General features: G+C 65.0%; 21 protein-coding genes, 1 pseudogene and 1 riboswitch. Of the genes and pseudogenes, 15 read left to right on the forward strand and 7 right to left on the reverse strand.

The window, feature by feature from the left end; genetic code table 11:
• Positions 1-93: 93 nt before the first annotated feature.
• The gene (locus tag KDB76_RS02990) at positions 94-438 is read left to right on the forward strand and encodes a hypothetical protein (RefSeq protein ID WP_023663079.1); all 345 of its coding nucleotides are present in this window, start codon (positions 94-96) and stop codon (positions 436-438) included.
• A 76-nt stretch (positions 439-514) separates the two neighbouring features.
• Here KDB76_RS02990 and trxA read toward each other — a convergent pair whose 3' ends face one another.
• The 3 genes from trxA to KDB76_RS03005 are packed head-to-tail and all read right to left on the reverse strand — an operon-like array spanning position 515 to position 2,555.
• Entirely contained in the window at positions 515-1,387 is an 873-nt protein-coding gene (gene trxA, locus KDB76_RS02995) for a thioredoxin (RefSeq protein ID WP_013970670.1), read from the reverse strand.
• Between the two features lie 31 nt (positions 1,388-1,418).
• On the reverse strand, positions 1,419-2,075 hold the full coding sequence (locus KDB76_RS03000) for a 50S ribosomal protein L11 methyltransferase (RefSeq protein ID WP_038410335.1): 657 nt from the start codon (positions 2,073-2,075) through the stop codon (positions 1,419-1,421).
• Positions 2,076-2,102: 27 nt separating this feature from the next.
• On the reverse strand, positions 2,103-2,555 hold the full coding sequence (locus KDB76_RS03005; protein WP_024086181.1) for a YbaY family lipoprotein: 453 nt from the start codon (positions 2,553-2,555) through the stop codon (positions 2,103-2,105).
• Positions 2,556-2,661: 106 nt separating this feature from the next.
• Here KDB76_RS03005 and nrdR point away from each other — a divergent pair, with 106 nt between their 5' ends.
• The 12 genes from nrdR (at position 2,662) to KDB76_RS03065 (ending at position 11,454) form a co-directional block, all read left to right on the forward strand.
• A complete protein-coding gene (gene nrdR, locus KDB76_RS03010; protein WP_003255402.1) occupies positions 2,662-3,126 on the forward strand; it encodes a transcriptional regulator NrdR in 465 nt (154 codons plus the stop codon).
• 2 nt (positions 3,127-3,128) lie between these two features.
• The gene (gene ribD, locus KDB76_RS03015; protein WP_024086182.1) at positions 3,129-4,259 is read left to right on the forward strand and encodes a bifunctional diaminohydroxyphosphoribosylaminopyrimidine deaminase/5-amino-6-(5-phosphoribosylamino)uracil reductase RibD; all 1,131 of its coding nucleotides are present in this window, start codon (positions 3,129-3,131) and stop codon (positions 4,257-4,259) included.
• A gap of 42 nt (positions 4,260-4,301) precedes the next feature.
• A complete protein-coding gene (locus tag KDB76_RS03020) occupies positions 4,302-4,967 on the forward strand; it encodes a riboflavin synthase (protein WP_003255399.1) in 666 nt (221 codons plus the stop codon).
• An 18-nt stretch (positions 4,968-4,985) separates the two neighbouring features.
• Positions 4,986-6,077, forward strand: coding sequence for a bifunctional 3,4-dihydroxy-2-butanone-4-phosphate synthase/GTP cyclohydrolase II (gene ribBA / locus KDB76_RS03025; protein ID WP_003259341.1), 1,092 nt, complete (start codon positions 4,986-4,988; stop codon positions 6,075-6,077).
• 92 nt (positions 6,078-6,169) lie between these two features.
• Positions 6,170-6,646 (forward strand): 6,7-dimethyl-8-ribityllumazine synthase, encoded by a 477-nt coding sequence (gene ribE / locus KDB76_RS03030; protein ID WP_003255395.1) that lies wholly within the window; start codon positions 6,170-6,172, stop codon positions 6,644-6,646.
• On the forward strand, positions 6,643-7,143 hold the full coding sequence (gene nusB, locus KDB76_RS03035) for a transcription antitermination factor NusB (RefSeq protein WP_013970674.1): 501 nt from the start codon (positions 6,643-6,645) through the stop codon (positions 7,141-7,143). The genes ribE and nusB overlap by 4 nt, the downstream gene beginning before the upstream one ends.
• 18 nt (positions 7,144-7,161) lie before the next feature.
• Positions 7,162-8,130 carry a thiamine-phosphate kinase gene (gene thiL, locus KDB76_RS03040; RefSeq protein ID WP_038408608.1) on the forward strand — a complete coding sequence of 323 codons (969 nt, stop codon included), beginning with the start codon at positions 7,162-7,164 and terminating at the stop codon, positions 8,128-8,130.
• A complete protein-coding gene (locus KDB76_RS03045) occupies positions 8,127-8,630 on the forward strand; it encodes a phosphatidylglycerophosphatase A (RefSeq protein WP_004376077.1) in 504 nt (167 codons plus the stop codon). The genes thiL and KDB76_RS03045 overlap by 4 nt, the downstream gene beginning before the upstream one ends.
• Before the next feature lie 16 nt (positions 8,631-8,646).
• Positions 8,647-9,390, forward strand: coding sequence for a transporter substrate-binding domain-containing protein (locus KDB76_RS03050; protein ID WP_013970676.1), 744 nt, complete (start codon positions 8,647-8,649; stop codon positions 9,388-9,390).
• Between the two features lie 218 nt (positions 9,391-9,608).
• On the forward strand, positions 9,609-10,226 hold the full coding sequence (gene ribA / locus KDB76_RS03055) for a GTP cyclohydrolase II (protein WP_003260612.1): 618 nt from the start codon (positions 9,609-9,611) through the stop codon (positions 10,224-10,226).
• Positions 10,223-10,642: a hypothetical protein gene (locus KDB76_RS03060; protein ID WP_013970678.1), complete on the forward strand. Its 420-nt coding sequence runs from the start codon at positions 10,223-10,225 to the stop codon at positions 10,640-10,642. The genes ribA and KDB76_RS03060 overlap by 4 nt, the downstream gene beginning before the upstream one ends.
• On the forward strand, positions 10,642-11,454 hold the full coding sequence (locus tag KDB76_RS03065) for a cobalamin-binding protein (protein WP_013970679.1): 813 nt from the start codon (positions 10,642-10,644) through the stop codon (positions 11,452-11,454). Before KDB76_RS03060 ends, KDB76_RS03065 begins: the two co-directional genes overlap by 1 nt.
• Positions 11,455-11,589: 135 nt before the next feature.
• On the opposite strand, the gene dxs is transcribed toward KDB76_RS03065, so the two are convergent.
• From dxs to ribB, 4 genes are all read right to left on the reverse strand, one after another.
• Positions 11,590-13,485, reverse strand: a complete 1,896-nt coding sequence (dxs, locus tag KDB76_RS03070) for a 1-deoxy-D-xylulose-5-phosphate synthase (RefSeq protein ID WP_013970680.1) — start codon at positions 13,483-13,485, stop codon at positions 11,590-11,592.
• A gap of 188 nt (positions 13,486-13,673) precedes the next feature.
• Positions 13,674-14,561 (reverse strand): (2E,6E)-farnesyl diphosphate synthase, encoded by an 888-nt coding sequence (ispA, locus tag KDB76_RS03075; RefSeq protein WP_013970681.1) that lies wholly within the window; start codon positions 14,559-14,561, stop codon positions 13,674-13,676.
• Positions 14,558-14,800: an exodeoxyribonuclease VII small subunit gene (locus tag KDB76_RS03080; RefSeq protein ID WP_003255380.1), complete on the reverse strand. Its 243-nt coding sequence runs from the start codon at positions 14,798-14,800 to the stop codon at positions 14,558-14,560. The genes ispA and KDB76_RS03080 overlap by 4 nt, the downstream gene beginning before the upstream one ends.
• A gap of 207 nt (positions 14,801-15,007) precedes the next feature.
• Positions 15,008-15,658, reverse strand: a complete 651-nt coding sequence (gene ribB, locus KDB76_RS03085; RefSeq protein ID WP_013970682.1) for a 3,4-dihydroxy-2-butanone-4-phosphate synthase — start codon at positions 15,656-15,658, stop codon at positions 15,008-15,010.
• A gap of 80 nt (positions 15,659-15,738) precedes the next feature.
• Positions 15,739-15,880: riboswitch (FMN riboswitch) on the reverse strand.
• A 91-nt stretch (positions 15,881-15,971) separates the two neighbouring features.
• Between ribB and KDB76_RS03090 the strand changes: the two genes are divergently transcribed.
• Entirely contained in the window at positions 15,972-17,177 is a 1,206-nt protein-coding gene (locus tag KDB76_RS03090; RefSeq protein WP_013970683.1) for an RtcB family protein, read from the forward strand.
• A 547-nt stretch (positions 17,178-17,724) separates the two neighbouring features.
• A pseudogene (locus KDB76_RS03095) lies at positions 17,725-17,889 on the forward strand (DUF3077 domain-containing protein); the annotation flags it as partial.
• Positions 17,890-17,963 lie beyond the last annotated feature (74 nt).

Here is a 17,963-nt window from a genome sequence, read left to right on the forward strand (position 1 = left end):
TATAACAACTTTTCCGTGTGCTGCCAGCCTGCGTGGCGCAGGTTTCATGTTGGGGTAGGATGGTGGCATTGACTTGGGTTCAGGGAATGCAGCATGAGAATTCGTGGACAGATTGGTGACTGGCCTGTGGATCTGACCATCGAGCTGGCGCCTGAAGAGTGGGCGCAACTGGGGCGGCGGATCGAATTGCCTGCGGTGGCACAGACCGCAACAGCGGAAACCGTGGCGACAACTCGTCAGGATGACGGGCAATGGACTGCGGCACGTGAGGTGTTGCGCCTGGCAGGGCAGATGAGCGGGCCGGAATTGCTGGATCGGCTGGAAGGGCTGGCTGGGAGTACGGCGGCGGGTAAACGGCTGCTGGTGCGCTTGCGGCATAGCCGTGAAGTCAAGGTGGAAAGTGGCGTGGACGCGCCGGTGTATCACTGGGTGGGATAAATCTGTATTGCCTGTGCTGGCCTCGTTCGCGGGCATGCCCGCGAACGAGGGCAAAGCCCTCGCAATAGGCCTAGGGTCAGAACATCGCCGCCGATAACTTGCGACGATACACGCCGACCAGCGGGTGATCACCGCCCAGCAGCTCGAACACCTGCAGCAACGCCTTCTGCGGCAGCCCGTTCTCATAACCACGGTTACGCTGGAACAGCTTCAGCAACCCTTCCAGCGCCGCTTCATATTGCTGGCGCGCCAGCTGCTGCACGCTCAGCTGATAAGCCGCTTCATCATCCTGCGGGTTCTGCGCCAGGCGGCTTTTCAGGTCAGCCACTTCCGGCAGACTGGCGGCCTGGCGCAGGAAGGTCAGTTGTGCCTTGGCGCCGGCCAGTGCAGCTTTGTGCTCGTCAGTCTTGACCGCATCCAGCACCACCTGGGCTTCACCCAGCTCCCCGCGCTCGGCCAGGCAACGGGCATACAGAATCAGTGCCTCGGCATTGCTGTTGTCCTCACCCAGCAGTGCCTGCAACAGTGCTTCGGCCTCGGCAAAACGGCTTTCGGCAAAAAGTCCCTTGGCCTGCTCCAGCGGCGAGGCGGTAGGCGCGGCAGGCAGTTGCACGTGCGGCTCGAGCATCGCGCGGATCGCCGATTCCGGCTGCGCACCGGCAAAACCGTCCACCGGCTGGCCGTCCTTGAACAGCACCACGGTCGGCAGGCTGCGGATGCCGAACTGGGCAACTACCTGTTGCTCCACGTCACAGTTGATCTTGGCCAGCAGCAACTCGCCCTGGTAACCCTCGGTGATCTTCGCCAGCAGTGGCATCAGTGCCTTGCACGGCGCGCACCACTCGGCCCAGAAATCCACCAGCACCGGTTTGTGGAAGGAGTTCTCGATAACCAGTTGCTGGAAGGTGGCATCGGTAGCGTCGAAAATGTATGGCGTGTCTTGGGTCATCGCGACTCTCGCAAACTCGTGGATAACACCACTATAAGGTGTCGCGGCTGGCGTGGTACAGGCTGACCCGGCGGAATTCGTGCGGCTCGGCCAGGTCTGGCAGGGTGAGCGCTTCCAGCACGCCCAGTTGTTGATACAACGGGTGGCTGAAGTCGCGTACACGCGAGTCGGCCACCAGCGCCTGGCGCCCGCGGCCGAGGAAGGCATCCAGCAGCGGCAGGTTGGCGCGGTCGTACAGCACGTCGGCAACCAGGATCAGATCGAAGCGATCGTCCTCGGCGAAGAAATTGCTGCTGTAACCCAGTTCCACCCCGTTCAGCGCGGCATTTGCGCGGCAGGCATCGAGTGCCAGCGGGTCGAGGTCGCAGGCCACCACTTCCAGCGCACCGGCGCGGGCGGCGGCAATACCGGCGATACCGGAGCCGGCGCCAAAGTCCAGCACGCGCTTGCCGGCTACCCATTCCGGGTGCTCGGCCAGGTAACGGGCCATGGCCAGGCCGCTGGCCCAGCAGAAGCTCCAGTAGGGCGGTTCTTCAAGAATGCGCCGGGTCTCTTCGCTGCTGAAGGCGCGGTCCATGTTCTGGTCGTCGATCAGCCACAGCTTGAGGTCGCAGCCGGGCAGCTCGCTGACGACAAGACGCGCTTCGCCGATCAGGCTGCTGAGGGCCTGTTGCAGGGCCTGTTGCAGGGGCTGTTGTAGGGAGACTGGCGCCACTTACGGCGCCTTCTCGAAACGCAGCGGGCCGATGGCCTGGGTCTGGGCCTGGGTAATGCGCACCGGCGGCAGGTGCATGATCAGCTGGCCAGAGCTGCTGGCGCGGCCGCGCAGCTCGACCCGGGCACCGGCGGGGAAGGCCTCGGGGTTGAAGCGCAGTTGGTAGGGCAGGGCCTGGCCGGTGCCAGTCAGGTTGCTGCTGGCCAGCAAGCGTTGTGGGCGGTCGCGTTCGTCGATGACCAGCAAGGCCAGCTCCACGTCGGCACCGGCGGGGATTTCCAGCAAGGTGCCGCTTAGCTCGCGCTGGTAGGCCGGCAGCGGGCCCAGTACTGCGGCCGGCTTGGCCGTGCGGGCTGGCGTGGGTGCCGGAGGGGTGTCGGGCTTCGGCCTGTCGCTGCCGCAGGCGGCGAGCAGGGCGGCGCAGCACAGCACGACGAGCGCTCGGTAGTGCATGGGGTAGTCCTTCACGGGCAGATTTCCCATGGATGTTAACCCCTTTGGCTTGTCTTGCCAGTGGGATGCGCTACCATGGCCCTCCCTTTTTTTGTTGCCTGCCACCATGCACTGTCCCTTTTGCGGTGCCAACGACACCAAGGTCATCGACTCTCGCCTCGTCGCCGAGGGCGAGCAGGTGCGCCGCCGCCGCGAATGCGTCGCCTGCGGCGAGCGTTTCACCACTTTCGAAACCGCCGAGCTGGTGCTGCCCCGGCTGATCAAGCAGGACGGCACGCGCCAACCCTTCGACGAAGAAAAACTGCGCGCCGGCATGCAGCGGGCACTGGAAAAGCGCCCGGTCAGCGTCGAGCGTCTGGAAGCTGCGCTGGCGCATATCAAGAGCCGCCTGCGTGCCACCGGCGAGCGTGAAGTCAAATCGCTGGTGGTGGGTGAAATGGTCATGGCCGAGCTGCGCAAGCTCGACGAAGTGGCCTATATCCGTTTTGCCTCGGTTTACCGGCGCTTCCAGGACCTCGACGAGTTCCGCGAAGAAATCGACCGCCTGGCTCGCGAGCCGGCTAAAGAGTGATCATGCCCAGCCAAGCTGCCATCCTCGACGCCCACTACATGGCCCGCGCGCTGGAGCTGGCGCGCAAGGGCCTGTACACCACCCACCCGAACCCGCGCGTAGGCTGCGTGATCGTGCGCGATGGCGAGGTGGTCGGCGAAGGCTGGCATGTACGCGCCGGCGAGCCGCATGCCGAAGTGCATGCGCTGCGCCAGGCCGGTGAGCGTGCCCGTGGCGCCTGTGCCTATGTCACCCTCGAGCCGTGCAGCCATCACGGCCGCACGCCGCCGTGCGCCGAAGCGCTGGTCAAGGCAGGCGTGGCACGGGTGGTAGCCGCCATGCAGGACCCCAACCCGCAAGTGGCGGGGCAGGGCCTGCGGCGCCTGGCCGAGGCCGGTATCGAAGTGGCCAGCGGCGTGCTCGAGGCCGAGGCCCGCGCACTCAACCCCGGTTTCCTCAAACGCATGGAACATGGCCTGCCGTTCGTTCGCGCCAAGCTGGCCATGAGCCTGGATGGCCGCACCGCCATGGCCAGTGGCGAAAGCCAGTGGATCACCGGCCCGGCCGCCCGTTCGGCGGTGCAGCGCCTGCGCGCCCGCTCCAGCGTGGTACTGACCAGCGCCACCAGCGTGTTGGCCGACAACGCGCGGATGACCGTGCGCGGCGCCGAGCTGGGCCTGGATGCCGAAACCACTGCCCTGGCTCTCAGCCGCACACCGCTGCGCGTGCTGATCGATGGCCACCTGCGCCTGCCGCTGGATGCGCCGTTCTTCCAGGCTGGCCCGGCGCTGGTGGTGACCGCTGTCGCAGATGACCCGCGCTATGCCGCTGCCGGCCACGAACTGCTCAGCTTGCCGGGTGACAATGGCCAGGTAGACCTGTCGGCGTTGCTGCAGGCCCTGGCGGCCCGCAGCATCAACGAAGTCCTGCTGGAAGCCGGTGCCGGCCTGGTCGGCGCCTTCGCCCGGCAAGGCCTGATCGACGAGTACCAACTGTTCGTCGCCGGCACTTTCCTTGGTTCCCAGGCTCGTCCGCTGTTGGACTGGCCACTGGACAAGATGAGCGAAGCGCCGCGGCTGAAAATTACTGAAATGCGCGCAGTGGGCGATGACTGGCGGGTCACGGCCATCCCCCTGCCGGCACCCCGCGTATAATGCCTGGCTTGCCCTGCGCAAAACGTTTTTGAGGAAGACCCCATGTTCACCGGCATCATCGAATCCATCGGCACCATCCGCAGCCTGACCCCCAAGGGTGGCGACGTGCGCGTATACGTCGAAACCGGCAAGCTCGACCTGGGTGACGTCAAGCTCGGCGACAGCATCGCCGTCAACGGCGTGTGCCTGACCGCCGTCGAACTGCCGGGCGACGGCTTCTGGGCCGACGTCAGCGTCGAAACCCTCAAGCGCACCGCCTTCATCGACCTCAAGAGCGGCAGCAAGGTCAACCTGGAAAAAGCCCTGACTCCCACTACCCGGCTGGGCGGGCACCTGGTCAGCGGCCACGTCGACGGGGTCGGCGAAATCATCTCGCGCAGCGATAACGCCCGCGCCATCCAGTTCCGCGTGCGTGCACCGAAGGAGCTGGCCAAGTACATCGCCCACAAGGGTTCGATCACCGTCGACGGCACCAGCCTGACGGTCAACGAGGTCAATGGCGCCGAGTTCGAGCTGACCATTGTCCCGCACACCCTGTCCGAAACCATCATGGCCGACTACCGTGCAGGGCGTCGGGTAAACCTTGAGGTCGACCTGCTGGCCCGTTACCTGGAGCGTCTGCTGCTGGGTGACAAGGCCGCCGAACCGAGCAAGGGCAGTGGCATTACCGAAAGCTTCCTGGCCGCCAACGGCTTCTTGAAATCCTGATTGAGAAGGGGGTGCCGCGTGGCGCTCAACAGCATCGAAGAACTGGTCGAAGACATCCGCCAGGGCAAAATGGTCATCCTCATGGATGACGAAGATCGCGAAAACGAAGGCGACATCATCATGGCAGCCGAGTGCTGCCTGCCCGAGCATATCAATTTCATGGCCAAGCACGCCCGTGGCCTGATCTGTATGCCGATGACCCGCGAGCGTTGCGAAACGCTGAAGCTGCCGCTGATGGCGCCGCGCAACGGCTCGGGCTTCGGCACCAAGTTCACCGTGTCGATCGAAGCCGCCGAAGGTGTCACCACCGGCATCTCCGCCGCTGACCGCGCACGCACCGTGCAGGCGGCGGCCGCCAAGGACGCCAAGGCCGAAGATATCGTCAGCCCTGGCCACATCTTCCCGCTGATGGCCCAGCCTGGCGGTACTCTGGCCCGTGCCGGCCACACCGAGGCCGCGTGCGACCTGGCGCGCATGGCCGGTTTCGAGCCGAGCGGCGTGATCTGCGAAGTGATGAACGACGACGGCACCATGTCGCGCCGCGCCGAGCTGGAAGTGTTTGCCGCCGAGCACGGCCTGAAGATCGGCACCATCGCCGACCTGATCCACTACCGCATGATCCACGAGCGCACCGTGCAGCGCGTCTCCGAGCAACCGGTCGAGAGCGAGCTGGGTGAGTTCAACCTGGTCACCTACCGCGACGCGGTGGAAGGCGACGTGCACATGGCCTTGACCCTGGGCAAGATCTGCGCCGAAGAGCCGACCCTGGTCCGCGTACACAACATGGACCCGCTGCGCGACCTGCTGCTGGTCAAGCAACCGGGCCGCTGGAGCCTGCGCGCCGCCATGGCTGCCGTGGCCGAGGCCGGCAGCGGCGTGGTATTGCTGCTGGGGCACCCGCTGGACGGCGACGTGTTGCTGGCGCACATCCGCGAAAGCGCTGGCGATGCACCAGTCAAGGCACCGACCACCTACAGCACCGTGGGTGCAGGTTCGCAGATCCTGCGCGACCTCGGTGTGCGCAAGATGCGCCTTATGAGTTCGCCGATGAAGTTCAACGCGATATCCGGATTCGATCTGGAAGTTGTAGAATACGTGCCCTCCGAGTGACTTGAGGCGGCAGTGACGCCCTCCAGCTCGAGTCCATACCCCTGTCGAGGCCGCCAGCATGCGGCCTCGCTCTTGAAGATGAGAATATCGGAATGACCCTGAAGACCATCGAAGGTACCTTCATCGCCCCCAAAGGTCGCTATGCTTTGGTGGTTGGCCGCTTCAACAGCTTCGTCGTCGAAAGCCTGGTAAGCGGTGCCGTTGATGCCCTGGTACGCCACGGTGTCAGCGAAAGCGACATCACCATCATCCGTGCCCCGGGTGCATTCGAAATCCCGCTGGTGGCACAGAAGGTCGCCCAGCAAGGCGCCTACGACGCGATCATCGCCCTGGGCGCCGTGATCCGTGGTGGTACCCCGCACTTCGAATACGTGGCGGGCGAATGCACCAAGGGCCTGGCCCAGGTGTCCATGGAGTTCGGTGTTCCGGTGGCCTTCGGCGTACTGACCGTCGACTCCATCGAGCAGGCCATCGAGCGTTCCGGCACCAAGGCCGGCAACAAAGGTGCTGAAGCTGCCCTGTCCGCTCTGGAAATGGTCAGCCTGCTGGCGCAGTTGGAGGCCAAGTGATTAGCGACGAAAGCGATCGTTTCAACCCGCGCGATCCAAAACCTGCGGATGCCGGCAAGCCATCGAAGAGTGCCAAGCGCCGCGAAGCCCGCAAGCTCGCGACCCAGGCACTGTACCAGTGGCACATGGCGCAGCATTCGCTGAACGAGATCGAAGCGCAGTTCCGGGTCGATAACGATTTCTCCGATGTCGACGGCGCTTATTTCCGCGAGATCCTGCATGGGGTCCCGGCGATCAAGAGCGAAATCGACAGCGCCCTGAAGCCATGCCTGGACCTGGCACTGGAAGAGCTCGACCCGGTCGAGCTGGCCGTGCTGCGTCTGTCTACCTGGGAGTTCATCAAGCGCGTCGACGTACCGTACCGCGTGGTGATCAACGAAGGTGTCGAGCTGGCCAAGGTCTTCGGTGCCACCGACGGCCACAAGTTCGTCAACGGTGTGCTGGACAAGCTGGCCCCGAACCTGCGCGAAGCAGAAGTCAAGGCGAACAAGCGCTGATCCTGGCGCTTGCAGACCATGGGTGAGTTCGAGCTGATCAGCCATTACTTCGCCGCCGCGCCCTGTGCGCAAGGCGGTGAAGGCGTGGCCCTTGGCATCGGTGACGACTGCGCCTTGCTGGGCCTTCCTGCCGGCGAGCAACTGGCGGTGTCCACCGACACCCTGGTTGCCGGGGTGCATTTTCCGGCTCTGTGCGACCCTTGGTTGCTCGGCCAGCGCTCGCTGGCCGTGGCGGCCAGCGACCTGGCTGCCATGGGCGCCACCCCCATCGGCTTCACCCTTGCCCTGACCTTGCCCGAGGTCAGCGCCGACTGGCTGCAAGCCTACGCCAGCGGCCTCAACCGCATGGCCGGCCATTGCCAGCTAAGCCTTATCGGTGGCGACACCACTCGCGGCCCCCTGAGTATCACCATGACCGTGTTCGGCCGGGTTCCGGCGGGGCAGGCGTTGCGCCGTGGCGGGGCTCGTCCGGGCGACTTGCTGTGCGTGGGCGGTGAGCTGGGCAATGCGGCGGGTGCCTTGCCGCTGGTGCTGGGCCAGCGCCAGGCGGATGCCGCGCTGGCGCAACCGTTGCTCGACCATTACTGGTCGCCATCGCCACAGTTCGCCCTGGGCCAACTGCTGCGCGGGCGTGCCACCTCGGCGCTGGATATTTCCGACGGCTTGCTGGCCGACTGCGGGCATATCGCCAAGGCCTCCCGTGTGGCGCTCGAGGTGAACCTGGAGCAGGTACCGGTGTCAGCCGCTCTGCAGGGGTTCCTCGGTGCCGAGGCGGCCGTGCAGGCGGCGCTGACCGGTGGCGACGACTATGTGCTGGCGTTCACCTTGCCGCCAGCCGAGCTTTCATCCCTGCAGGCACAAGGCCTGGCGGCATTCCACGTCATCGGGCGGGTGCTCGAAGGGCAGGGTGTGAGCCTGCGCGACCGGCAGGGCCAGGACATCACCCCGCGGCAACGCGGCTATCAACATTTTAGGGAGACACCGTGACCGATCACCCCAACCAGGTGCCTGCGGAGTTTGTTCCGCCTTCGGTCTGGCGCAACCCGTGGCACTTCATCGCCTTCGGTTTTGGTTCTGGCACCTTGCCAAAGGCGCCGGGCACCTGGGGCTCGCTGGTGGCCATACCGTTCATCCCGCTGTGGCAGATGCTGCCCGACTGGGGCTACTGGCTGTTGCTGGGCGTGAGCATGCTGTTCGGCTTCTGGCTATGCGGTAAGGTCGCCAATGACTTGCGCGTGCACGACCATGAAGGCATTGTCTGGGACGAGATCGTCGGCATGTGGATAACCCTCTGGCTGGTGCCGGAAGGCTGGCAGTGGCTGCTGGCGGGGTTCCTGATGTTCCGCTTCTTCGACATTCTCAAGCCGTGGCCGATCCGCTGGGTCGACCGCCATGTGCATGGGGGTGTTGGCATCATGCTCGACGATATCCTGGCTGGCGTGTTTGCCTGGCTGGGGATGCAGGTTCTGGTTTGGGCGGTTGCCTGATACAGGGAGCGTGTGAATGGCCATGAGGACCGTGCTGCTGGCAATGCTGCTGAGCCTTGCCCCGTGGGCGGCGGCTGCCGAGGGTGTGCCGAAACAGATCCACCTGGTCAGCGAAGAGTGGCTCGACTACACCAACGCCGACGGTACCGGGGTAGCCTGGGACGTGCTGCGCAAGGTGTTCGAGCCGGCCGGGGTCAAGGTGGTGACCCAGAGCGCGCCTTACAGCCGTGCGATCGGGCTGGTCAAGCGTGGCGAGGCTGACGCCTGGGTAGGCTCGTACAAGGACGAGAACGACGACAACCTGTACCCGCGCTGGCACTTCGACATGGACCACATCTACGCCCTGGGGCTGGTCAGCAAGCCTGTGCCTACCCAGGAGACCATAGGCCAGTACCGCCTGGCCTGGGTGCGTGGCTACGATTTCGGCAGCTACCTGCCCAATGTGCATGACTTTCGCGAAGTCCAGCGCCGCGAAGGCATTTTGCCGATGCTCGAGCATGACCGCGTGGACTACTACATCGATGCGCTGACCGAGGTCGACTACGTGCTCGGCCAGACCTCCCAACCCGAGCGCTTCCGCCGCACCCATGTGGCCGAGCTGCCGCTGTACCTGGCCTTTGCCCGCAACGACCAGGCCAAGGCCCTGCGCGACCTGTTCGACAAGCGCATGGCCGAGCTGGTGCGCAGTGGCGAGCTGAAGCCGATCTTCGAGCACTGGCAGCAGCCGTATCCGTTCAGCCCGGATAGCAACCCGCATTGACCTGTGGGAGCGGGCGTGCCCGCGAAGAATCCACCGCGGTGGGAGGCACCGGCTACGCCAGTGTTCGCGGGCATGCCCGCTCCCACAGGATTGCGTACAGACCTCTGCTAAGCATCGAACTTTTCGATCTTACCCCACGATATTCAGCCAGCCCACATCCCCCAACCTGCTGATACAATCGGCCCACGAGAAATTTAAACTTATTCCAGGAGCACAACGTGCCCGTCGTCTTTGTTGCCGCCTCTAAACTCCCGACTCCCTTCGCGACCTTCACCATGCATGGCTTCCTCGACGAAGCCACTGGCCGTGAGCACGTGGTGCTCAGCCTGGGTGACATCGCGGACGGCCAGCCGGTGCTGGGGCGCCTGCACTCCGAGTGCCTGACCGGCGATGCCCTGTTCAGCCAGCGCTGCGACTGCGGCTCGCAGCTGGAAGCCGCGCTGCAGGCCATCGCCCGTGAAGGCCGTGGCGTGCTGCTGTACCTGCGCCAGGAAGGCCGTGGCATCGGCCTGCTGAACAAGATTCGCGCCTACGAGCTGCAGGACGGTGGCGCCGATACCGTCGAGGCCAACGAGCGCCTGGGCTTCGCCGCCGACCAGCGCGACTACGCCATGTGCCTGCCGATGCTGGAGCACCTGGGCGTGAAGTCGCTGCGCCTGATGACCAACAACCCGCGCAAGGTCAAAGCCCTGACCGACATGAACATCGTCGTCGCCGAGCGCGTACCGCTGCACACCGGGCACAACCCGCACAACCGCTACTACCTGGCAACCAAGGCCGGCAAGCTGGGCCACATGCTGGGTAACGAGCACCAGGGCGAGGTGCCTCAGGCGTGACCCGCGCCGAGGTCAAGCGGCGCCTGGCGCTGGCCTGGTGGCAATACCTGGCGGTGGGCCTGGTGCCGCTGCCAGTGATGGCCTGGGCCTTCGGTGGCGGTGATGCGCTTGCCTCGGTGCTGGCCATGCCACTGTTCATTGCCGGCGCGGCGACCATGTTCCTCAGCCTGCCGCGCTTCGGTGCCTACAAGCGCGCCCTTATCGCCACTTCCAAGGTGCTCGGCACTGGAGAAGAGCCCGCCGCCTGGATCGAACTGGCGCGGGTGCGGCGCCTGGCCATGCTGTATGCCTGCTTGCCGGCCTGGGTCGCCGCCTTGTCGGTGCTGGTCGGCCTCGAGGCGGTGCCGCAGATCCTGCTGGCGTTGTCCACCGCAGTGGTTCTGTACCTCTATCGCATTCCACGCCAGCTCGGCTGATGCGCCTGCTGCCCGGCCTGTTGGCGCTGCTCGTCTGCTCCACACTGGCCGCCGAACCCCTGCGAGTGGTCAGCCTGGCCCCGTCGATGAGCGAGATCATGCTCGAACTGCAGGCCGATGACCTGCTGGTCGGTGTGCTCGACGGTGGCGAACGGCCGGCGGCGCTGCGCGAGTTGCCCTCGGTGGGGCGCCAGGGGCAACTGGACCTCGAACGCCTGCTCAGCCTGCGCCCCGACCTGTTGCTGCTGTGGCCGGGCAGCGTGCCGCCGGCCCAACGCGACCAGCTCAAGCGCCTGGGTATCGCAACGTACAGCGCAGAACCCCATGATATCGACCAGCTGATCGAGCAGATCGAAGCCATCGCCGAACGAATCGGCCGTGCCGAACAGGGCCATCGGTATGCCCAGGCCCTGCGTGACCGACTGCGGCAGCTGCGCCAGCAGTATCGACGGGACGAGCCCTTGCAGGTGTTCTACCAGGTCTGGGACCGACCGCTGTATACGCTCGGTGGCCGGCAGGTGGTCAGCGATGCCCTGGCCGTTTGCGGCGCGCGTAATGTCTTCGCCGATCTCACCCAGGCGGCGCCGCAGGTAAATGTGGAGTCTGTGCTGCTGCGCAACCCGCAGGTCATTCTGGCGGGTGATCAGGCGCAGCTGGCGGGTTGGAAGGCCTGGCCACAACTGCGTGCAGTTGCCGATGATCGTTTACTGGTGGTGCCAGACAAGGGCCTGGAGCGGCCTAGTGGGCAGATGATCGAAGCTACGGCGCGTTTGTGTGCGTTGCTCGAGGCTAACGCGCCGGCGTCCAAGTAAGCTTTTGCGAGGGCTGCGCCCTCGATCGCGACGCAAGGCCGCTCCCACAGGGACTGCGCAAGGCTTGGTGGCTTGCACGACCTTTGTGGGAGCGGCCTTGTGTCGCGAAAGGGCCGCAAAGCGGCCCCCAAGGGATTACAACCCGAGCCTGGCCATCCGAGCCGTCACCGAAGCCTCGATCCCAGCCGCATCCAGCCCGCACTCAGCCAGCATCTGCGCCGGCTTGGCATGCTCGACATAGATGTCCGGCAACCCAAGGTGCAGCAGCGGTTTCACGATCGCCTGGCTGGCCAGGAACTCACCCACAGCCGCACCGGCACCGCCCATGATGGCGTTTTCTTCGATGGTTACCAGCAGCTCATGGCTTGCAGCCAGCTCCAGCACCAGCGCCTCGTCCAGCGGTTTGACGAAACGCATGTCCACAACGGTAGCGTTGATCTGCTCGGCCACCTGCATGGCCTCGGCCAGTTGCACGCCGAACACCAGCAAAGCGACTTTCTCGCCCTGGCGACGGACCACGCCCTTGCCGATTTCCAGCGGCTCCAGGTCACCGCTGATCGGCGCGTTCGGGCCGGTGCCACGCGGGTAGCGCACAGCCGCCGGGCCGTTGTACAGGTGGCCGGTGCTGAGCATCTTGCGCAGTTCGTTTTCGTCGCTTGGGGTCATCACCAGCATGCCCGGGATGCAGCGCAGGTACGACAGGTCGTAGCTGCCCGCGTGGGTCGGGCCGTCTTCGCCGACCAGGCCGGCGCGGTCGATGGCGAACAGCACGTCAAGATTCTGTACCGCCACGTCGTGAATCAGCTGGTCGTAGGCGCGCTGCAGGAAGGTGGAGTAGATCGCCACCACCGGCTTGCTGCCCTCGCAGGCCATGCCGGCCGCCAGGGTCACGGCATGTTGCTCGGCAATCGCCACGTCGAAGTAACGCTCCGGGTAGCGTTCGCTGAACTCGACCAGGTCGGAGCCTTCCTTCATCGCCGGGGTGATGCCCACCAGGCGGTTGTCGGCGGCAGCCATGTCGCACAGCCACTGGCCGAACACCGCGGAGTATTTTGGGCCGCTGGCTTTCTTCGGTGCGGCGGGTTTGTCGGCCGGCTCCAGCTTGGTGATGGCGTGGTAGCCGATAGGGTCGATCTCGGCCGGGGCGAAGCCCTTGCCCTTCTTGGTCACCACGTGCAGGAACTGCGGGCCCTTGAGGTCACGCATATTCCGCAGGGTGGCGATCATGGTCGGCAGGTCGTGGCCGTCGATCGGGCCGATGTAGTTCCAGCCCAGTTCTTCGAACAGCGTGCCCGGCACCAGCATGCCCTTGGCGTACTCCTCGGTGCGGCGGGCGATTTCCCAGGCGCCTGGCAGGCGCGACAGCACTTTCTTGCTGCCTTCGCGCATGCTCGCGTAGGTGCGGCTGGAGAGGATCTTGGCCAGGTAGTTGGACAGGCCGCCGACATTGCGCGAAATCGACATGTCGTTGTCGTTGAGGATCACCAGCATGTCGGCGTTGACTTCCTGGGCGTGGTTCAACGCCTCGAAGGCCATGCCGGCGGTCAGCGCGCCGTCACCGATCACCGCGATCGACTTGCGGTCGCTGTTCTGCAGGCGGGCGGCAATGGCCATGCCCAGTGCGGCGCTGATCGAGGTGCTGGAGTGGCCGACGCCGAAGGTGTCGTACTCGCTCTCGCTGCGGCGCGGGAAGGCGGCGATGCCGCCCTTCTGGCGCAGGCTGAGCATGCGGTTACGGCGCCCGGTGAGGATCTTGTGCGGGTAGGCCTGGTGCCCCACGTCCCACACCAGCCGGTCGTCGGGGGTGTCGAAGACATAGTGCAGGGCGATGGTCAGCTCGATGACGCCCAGGCCGGCACCAAAATGCCCACCGGTCTGACCCACGGTGTAGAGCAGTTCCTGGCGCAGTTCGTCGGCCAGGGTCTCCAGGTCGGCTTCGGCCAGCCGGCGCAGGCCGGCAGGCGTGTCAGCGCGGTCGAGCAACGGCGTGACCGGGCGTTCGCGGGGGATCTCTTGAAACGTCGTGGGCATCAGGCGAGTCGTTATAGGTGTGTGAAGACGCGGCAGTTTACCCCATTGTAGGAAATACTGCCCATTCAGACGGGTGTCGCATGGGGCTGCTGTGCAGCCCTTCGCGGGCAAGCCCGCTCCCACAGGTGCAGCGCTGTCCTGTAGGAGCGGGCTTGCCCGCGAAGGGCCGCACAGCGGCCCCAGTCAAATCAGTTGCGGCGTTCGACGATGTAACGCGCCAACGCCCGCAGCGGTTCGGCCTTTTCGCCGAACCCTTGCAGTGCGACCAGCGCCTGGTCGCGCAGTTCGATCGCATAGGCCTTGGCCGCTTCCAGGCCCAGAAGCGCCGGGTAGGTCGGTTTGTCACGGGCGATATCGGCCCCCTGGCGTTTGCCCAGGGTCGCAGTGTCGCTTTCCACGTCAAGGATGTCGTCCTGCACCTGGAACGCCAGGCCGATGGCCTGTGCATAGGTCTGCAAGGCATCCAGTTGCGCCTGTTCGGCGCGGGCGCTGGCCAGGGCGCCGAGGCGCACGCTGGCTTCGATCAGCGCGCCGGTCTTGTGCCGGTGCATGAACTCCAGCGCCTGCTGGTCCAGCTTCAGGCCAACCGAGCCCAGGTCGATGGCCTGGCCACCGACCATGCCTGCCGGGCCGGCAGCCTTGGCCAGGGCCTGGACCATGGCCAGGCGAATGTTGTCATCCTGCGGGCTCAGACGCGGGTCGAGCAAGGCGCTGAAGGCCAGACTCTGCAAACCGTCGCCGGCGAGGATCGCGCAGGCTTCATCGAAGGCTTTGTGGGTGGTCGGCTGGCCGCGGCGCAGGTCGTCGTCATCCATGGCCGGCAGGTCGTCATGCACCAGCGAGTACGCGTGGATCAGTTCCACCGCACAGGCTGCGCCGTTGGCCTGTTCGGCCGGGGCGCCCAATGCTTCGCAGGCCGCGTAAGCCAGCAGCGGACGAACGCGTTTGCCACCGTTCATCACGCTGTAGCGCATGGCGGCGTAAAGGCGTTCGAGTTCCTTGGTCGGGGCGACGAACAACGGTTCGAGGGCGGCATCGACTCGCGCCTGGCAGCTGGCCTGGTAGGTGCCGATCATGCTTCCGGCTCCGCGTCGAAGGGCTGGGCCGCCAGTTCGCCATCGCGTTCCAGCAGGATCTGCACCTTCTGTTCGGCCTGGGCCAGGGCACCCTGGCAATCGCGGGTCAGGGCGATGCCTTGCTCGAAGGCGGCCAGCGACTCTTCCAGCGACAACTCGCCGTTCTCCAGGCGCTCGACCAGTGCTTGCAGGTCTGCGAGGGATTGCTCGAAATCGAGGGAGGCTTTTTTGCGGGCCATGGCGACTGTCTCGGTGGCATTCAGAACGGCGCGACACTAGCAGAGCGGGGCGGGGGGAGCAAACTTCCGGCAGCCTGAGGTTGCACTTGCCGGCCTCTTCGCGGGTAAACCCGCTCCCACAGGTACTGCACCGGTTCCGAGTCTGCGCGGTCCCTGTGGGAGCGGGTTTACCCGCGAATGGGCCGCAAAGCGGCCCCGTGCGGTGGATCAGGCTGGCTCTGCTTCCAGCTCCAGCATGGCCTCACGGTACCGCGCCAGTTCCTCGATGGTCAGCACCGGCAGATTGTATTGCCGCGCATACACCGCCACCTGCTCGCCACGGGCCATCGTGCCATCGGGGTTCATCAGTTCGCACAGCACTGCCGCCGGGCGCAACCCGGCCAGGCGTGCCAGGTCCACCGAGCCTTCGGTGTGGCCACGGCGGGTCAGCACCCCACCATTGCGGGCGCGCAGCGGGAATACATGCCCCGGGCTGACGATATGGCGCTGGTCCGCAGTAGAGCGCAATGCCGCGCCAATGGTGGTGATGCGGTCCTGGGCGGACACCCCGGTGGTGATGCCTTCCGCCGCCTCGATGGTGACGGTGAAGCCGGTGCCATGGCGTGCCTGGTTGTTCTGCACCATGGGTGCCAGTTGCAGTTCGTCGACGGTGGCCTCGTCCAGGCACAGGCAGACGATGCCGCTGCAATCGCGAATCATCATGGCCATGGTCTGCAGCGAGATGTTCTCGGCGGCGGCGATGATGTCCGCTTCGTCCTCGCGGTCGTCGTCGTCGAGCAGCAGCACAGGGCGCCCGGCCCGGAAGGCGGCGATGGCGGCGCTGACATTGGGGAATTGCGGGTGGTGCTTGGTGGACATGAAACGCTCCTCGTGAATGATCGATGAACGTCTCGGGGCGAACAAAATGCGCGCGCAGGGGCGCCCGGATGGCCCCTGCCTGACGCCTTCTTTCATCCGGACTATGACCGTCGGCTCTGGAGTCTCACCAGATCTGCTGACCCCCGGCATGGCCGGGGCGCTCGCGGGCTCATCTTTCGATTTACCGCCGGTGGGGACTTTCACCCCGCCCTGAAGACCCGCCAAGCATACAGCACATTGCCACCTCGCTGGCAACCCACGGCTCTACGACCTTTGGCGGTATCATTCGGCTATGCATTCGAGGAACAACCCCATGGACATTCTCCAGGTCGCCGGCGGCAAGCCGGTCAAGTTGTGGACCGACGGCGTACCGGTGGAAGACGACGCCCGCAAGCAACTGCTCAACACGGCCAGGATGCCGTTCATCTTCAAGCACCTGGCTGTGATGCCGGACGTGCATCTGGGCAAAGGCTCGACCATCGGCAGTGTGATCCCCACGGTTGGCGCGATCATTCCCGCCGCGGTGGGTGTGGATATCGGCTGCGGAATGATCGCCGCGCGCACGTCGCTGCACGCCCGTGACTTGCCGGACAACCTGCATGGCCTGCGCAATGCCATCGAGCACGCCGTGCCGCATGGCAAGACCTTCGGCAAACGTGACCAGGGCGCCTGGGCCGATGTGCCGGCCAAGGCGGACAAGGCCTGGGGGCAGTTGGCCGGGCGCTTCAAGGCCATCACCGACAAGTACCCGCGCCTGGAGAAGACCAATAACCGCCATCACCTGGGGACGCTGGGCGGCGGCAACCACTTCATCGAGGTGTGCCTGGACGAGGCCGACCGCGTCTGGTTCATGCTGCACAGCGGCTCCCGGGGCGTGGGCAATGCCATCGGCAACCTGTTCATCGAACTGGCCCAGGCCGACATGCGCCAGCACCTGGCCAATTTGCCGGACAAGGACCTGGCGTATTTCGAGGAAGGCAGCCGCCATTTCGCCGACTACGTTGAAGCGGTGGAGTGGGCGCAGGACTACGCCAGGCAGAACCGCGAGCTGATGATGCTGGCGGTGGTCGGTGCGGCTCGCAAGGCGCTCGGCAAACCGTTCGAGGCCAGCCTGGAAGCGGTGAACTGCCACCATAACTATGTGCAGCGCGAGCAGCATTTTGGCCGAGAGGTGCTGGTGACGCGCAAGGGGGCGGTGTCGGCGCAGAAAGGGCAGTTGGGCATCATTCCCGGCTCGATGGGGGCCAAGAGCTTCATCGTGCGAGGGCTGGGCAACGAGGAATCGTTCTGTTCCTGCAGCCATGGTGCCGGCCGGGTGATGAGCCGGACCAAGGCCAAGAGCCGCTTCACCGTGGAAGACCAGCGGCGGGCCACGGCGCATGTGGAATGCCGCAAGGACAAGGAGGTGATCGACGAGATCCCCATGGCCTACAAGGACATCGATGCGGTGATGCGCGCGCAGCAGGACTTGGTGGAGGTGGTGCACACCTTGCGGCAGGTGGTGTGTGTGAAGGGCTGACGGGTTTACCGAGATATCCCTTCATTCGAGCCGCGGTATGACTTCTGATAATCAGATTTTTTCCGTTGCGCGTAGGCCATTTCTGAAATAGCTTCCTGGCGCCCCAATGGCATGCCATTGCGCGCGCTTGAGGGTGGCTGCGTACGGGAGGTTTTCGAACCTGCCGGTTTCGTTCTCTGCCGGTCTTGCAGACCTGTACGTGGCCGCCACCCATCACACTGCAAGTAATGAGTGGCGGTTCTAGCCAATCAACTGAGAACCTCACCATGCTTAAGATTGTCCCCGATCCACCCCACGATATTCATTCCCTTGAAGACACCCTGATCCGGGCCACGGACTACGCGCTGTGCGCGGCGACCGTTGTGCATCAGGCCATGCTGCTGCCCGCTCAGCCTCGGACTTTGCACTGAGGCTTGAGTGATGTGTTGTCTGGGTCGGCCTTTTCGCGGGTAAACCCGCTCCTACAACGATCGGTGGTCCATGTAGGAGCGGGTTTACCCGCGAAAGGGCCCGTCCAGGCAGTCGAGAATTCTCAGGGGATTCAAAAATGACCACAGAAGACACCCAATTCACTGTCGGCAAGACCACGTTCTACCAAGGCGAACATGGCACCCACCCACTGTTTCGCATCGAGCCCGGCATTCTGTGCAGAGACGCCCGCGAGCAGTCCTCAGAGTTGATGGGCTATGTCCGAGAACTGACCATCACCGGCCTGATGGATGATGCCGAGCTGGGCATGGGACAGTGATGAGCGTTCGCCGTGGCAGTTTCAACGCCTGTCGGTAT

It is taken from the genome of Pseudomonas sp. JS425, from assembly GCF_018223845.1.
Classification (GTDB): Bacteria; Pseudomonadota; Gammaproteobacteria; order Pseudomonadales; family Pseudomonadaceae; genus Aquipseudomonas; species Aquipseudomonas asiatica.

Excerpts from the sequence above, each read along its gene's own strand:
- KDB76_RS02990 (WP_023663079.1), top strand. The coding sequence starts at position 94 with ATGAGAATTCGTGGACAGATTGGTGACTGGCCTGTGGATCTGACCATC.
- trxA (WP_013970670.1), bottom strand. The coding sequence starts at position 1,387 with ATGACCCAAGACACGCCATACATTTTCGACGCTACCGATGCCACCTTC.
- KDB76_RS03005 (WP_024086181.1), bottom strand. The coding sequence starts at position 2,555 with ATGCACTACCGAGCGCTCGTCGTGCTGTGCTGCGCCGCCCTGCTCGCC.
- nrdR (WP_003255402.1), top strand. The coding sequence starts at position 2,662 with ATGCACTGTCCCTTTTGCGGTGCCAACGACACCAAGGTCATCGACTCT.
- ribD (WP_024086182.1), top strand. The coding sequence starts at position 3,129 with ATGCCCAGCCAAGCTGCCATCCTCGACGCCCACTACATGGCCCGCGCG.
- KDB76_RS03020 (WP_003255399.1), top strand. The coding sequence starts at position 4,302 with ATGTTCACCGGCATCATCGAATCCATCGGCACCATCCGCAGCCTGACC.
- ribE (WP_003255395.1), top strand. The coding sequence starts at position 6,170 with ATGACCCTGAAGACCATCGAAGGTACCTTCATCGCCCCCAAAGGTCGC.
- thiL (WP_038408608.1), top strand. The coding sequence starts at position 7,162 with ATGGGTGAGTTCGAGCTGATCAGCCATTACTTCGCCGCCGCGCCCTGT.
- KDB76_RS03050 (WP_013970676.1), top strand. The coding sequence starts at position 8,647 with ATGGCCATGAGGACCGTGCTGCTGGCAATGCTGCTGAGCCTTGCCCCG.
- KDB76_RS03065 (WP_013970679.1), top strand. The coding sequence starts at position 10,642 with ATGCGCCTGCTGCCCGGCCTGTTGGCGCTGCTCGTCTGCTCCACACTG.
- dxs (WP_013970680.1), bottom strand. The coding sequence starts at position 13,485 with ATGCCCACGACGTTTCAAGAGATCCCCCGCGAACGCCCGGTCACGCCG.
- ispA (WP_013970681.1), bottom strand. The coding sequence starts at position 14,561 with ATGATCGGCACCTACCAGGCCAGCTGCCAGGCGCGAGTCGATGCCGCC.
- KDB76_RS03080 (WP_003255380.1), bottom strand. The coding sequence starts at position 14,800 with ATGGCCCGCAAAAAAGCCTCCCTCGATTTCGAGCAATCCCTCGCAGAC.
- ribB (WP_013970682.1), bottom strand. The coding sequence starts at position 15,658 with ATGTCCACCAAGCACCACCCGCAATTCCCCAATGTCAGCGCCGCCATC.
- KDB76_RS03090 (WP_013970683.1), top strand. The coding sequence starts at position 15,972 with ATGGACATTCTCCAGGTCGCCGGCGGCAAGCCGGTCAAGTTGTGGACC.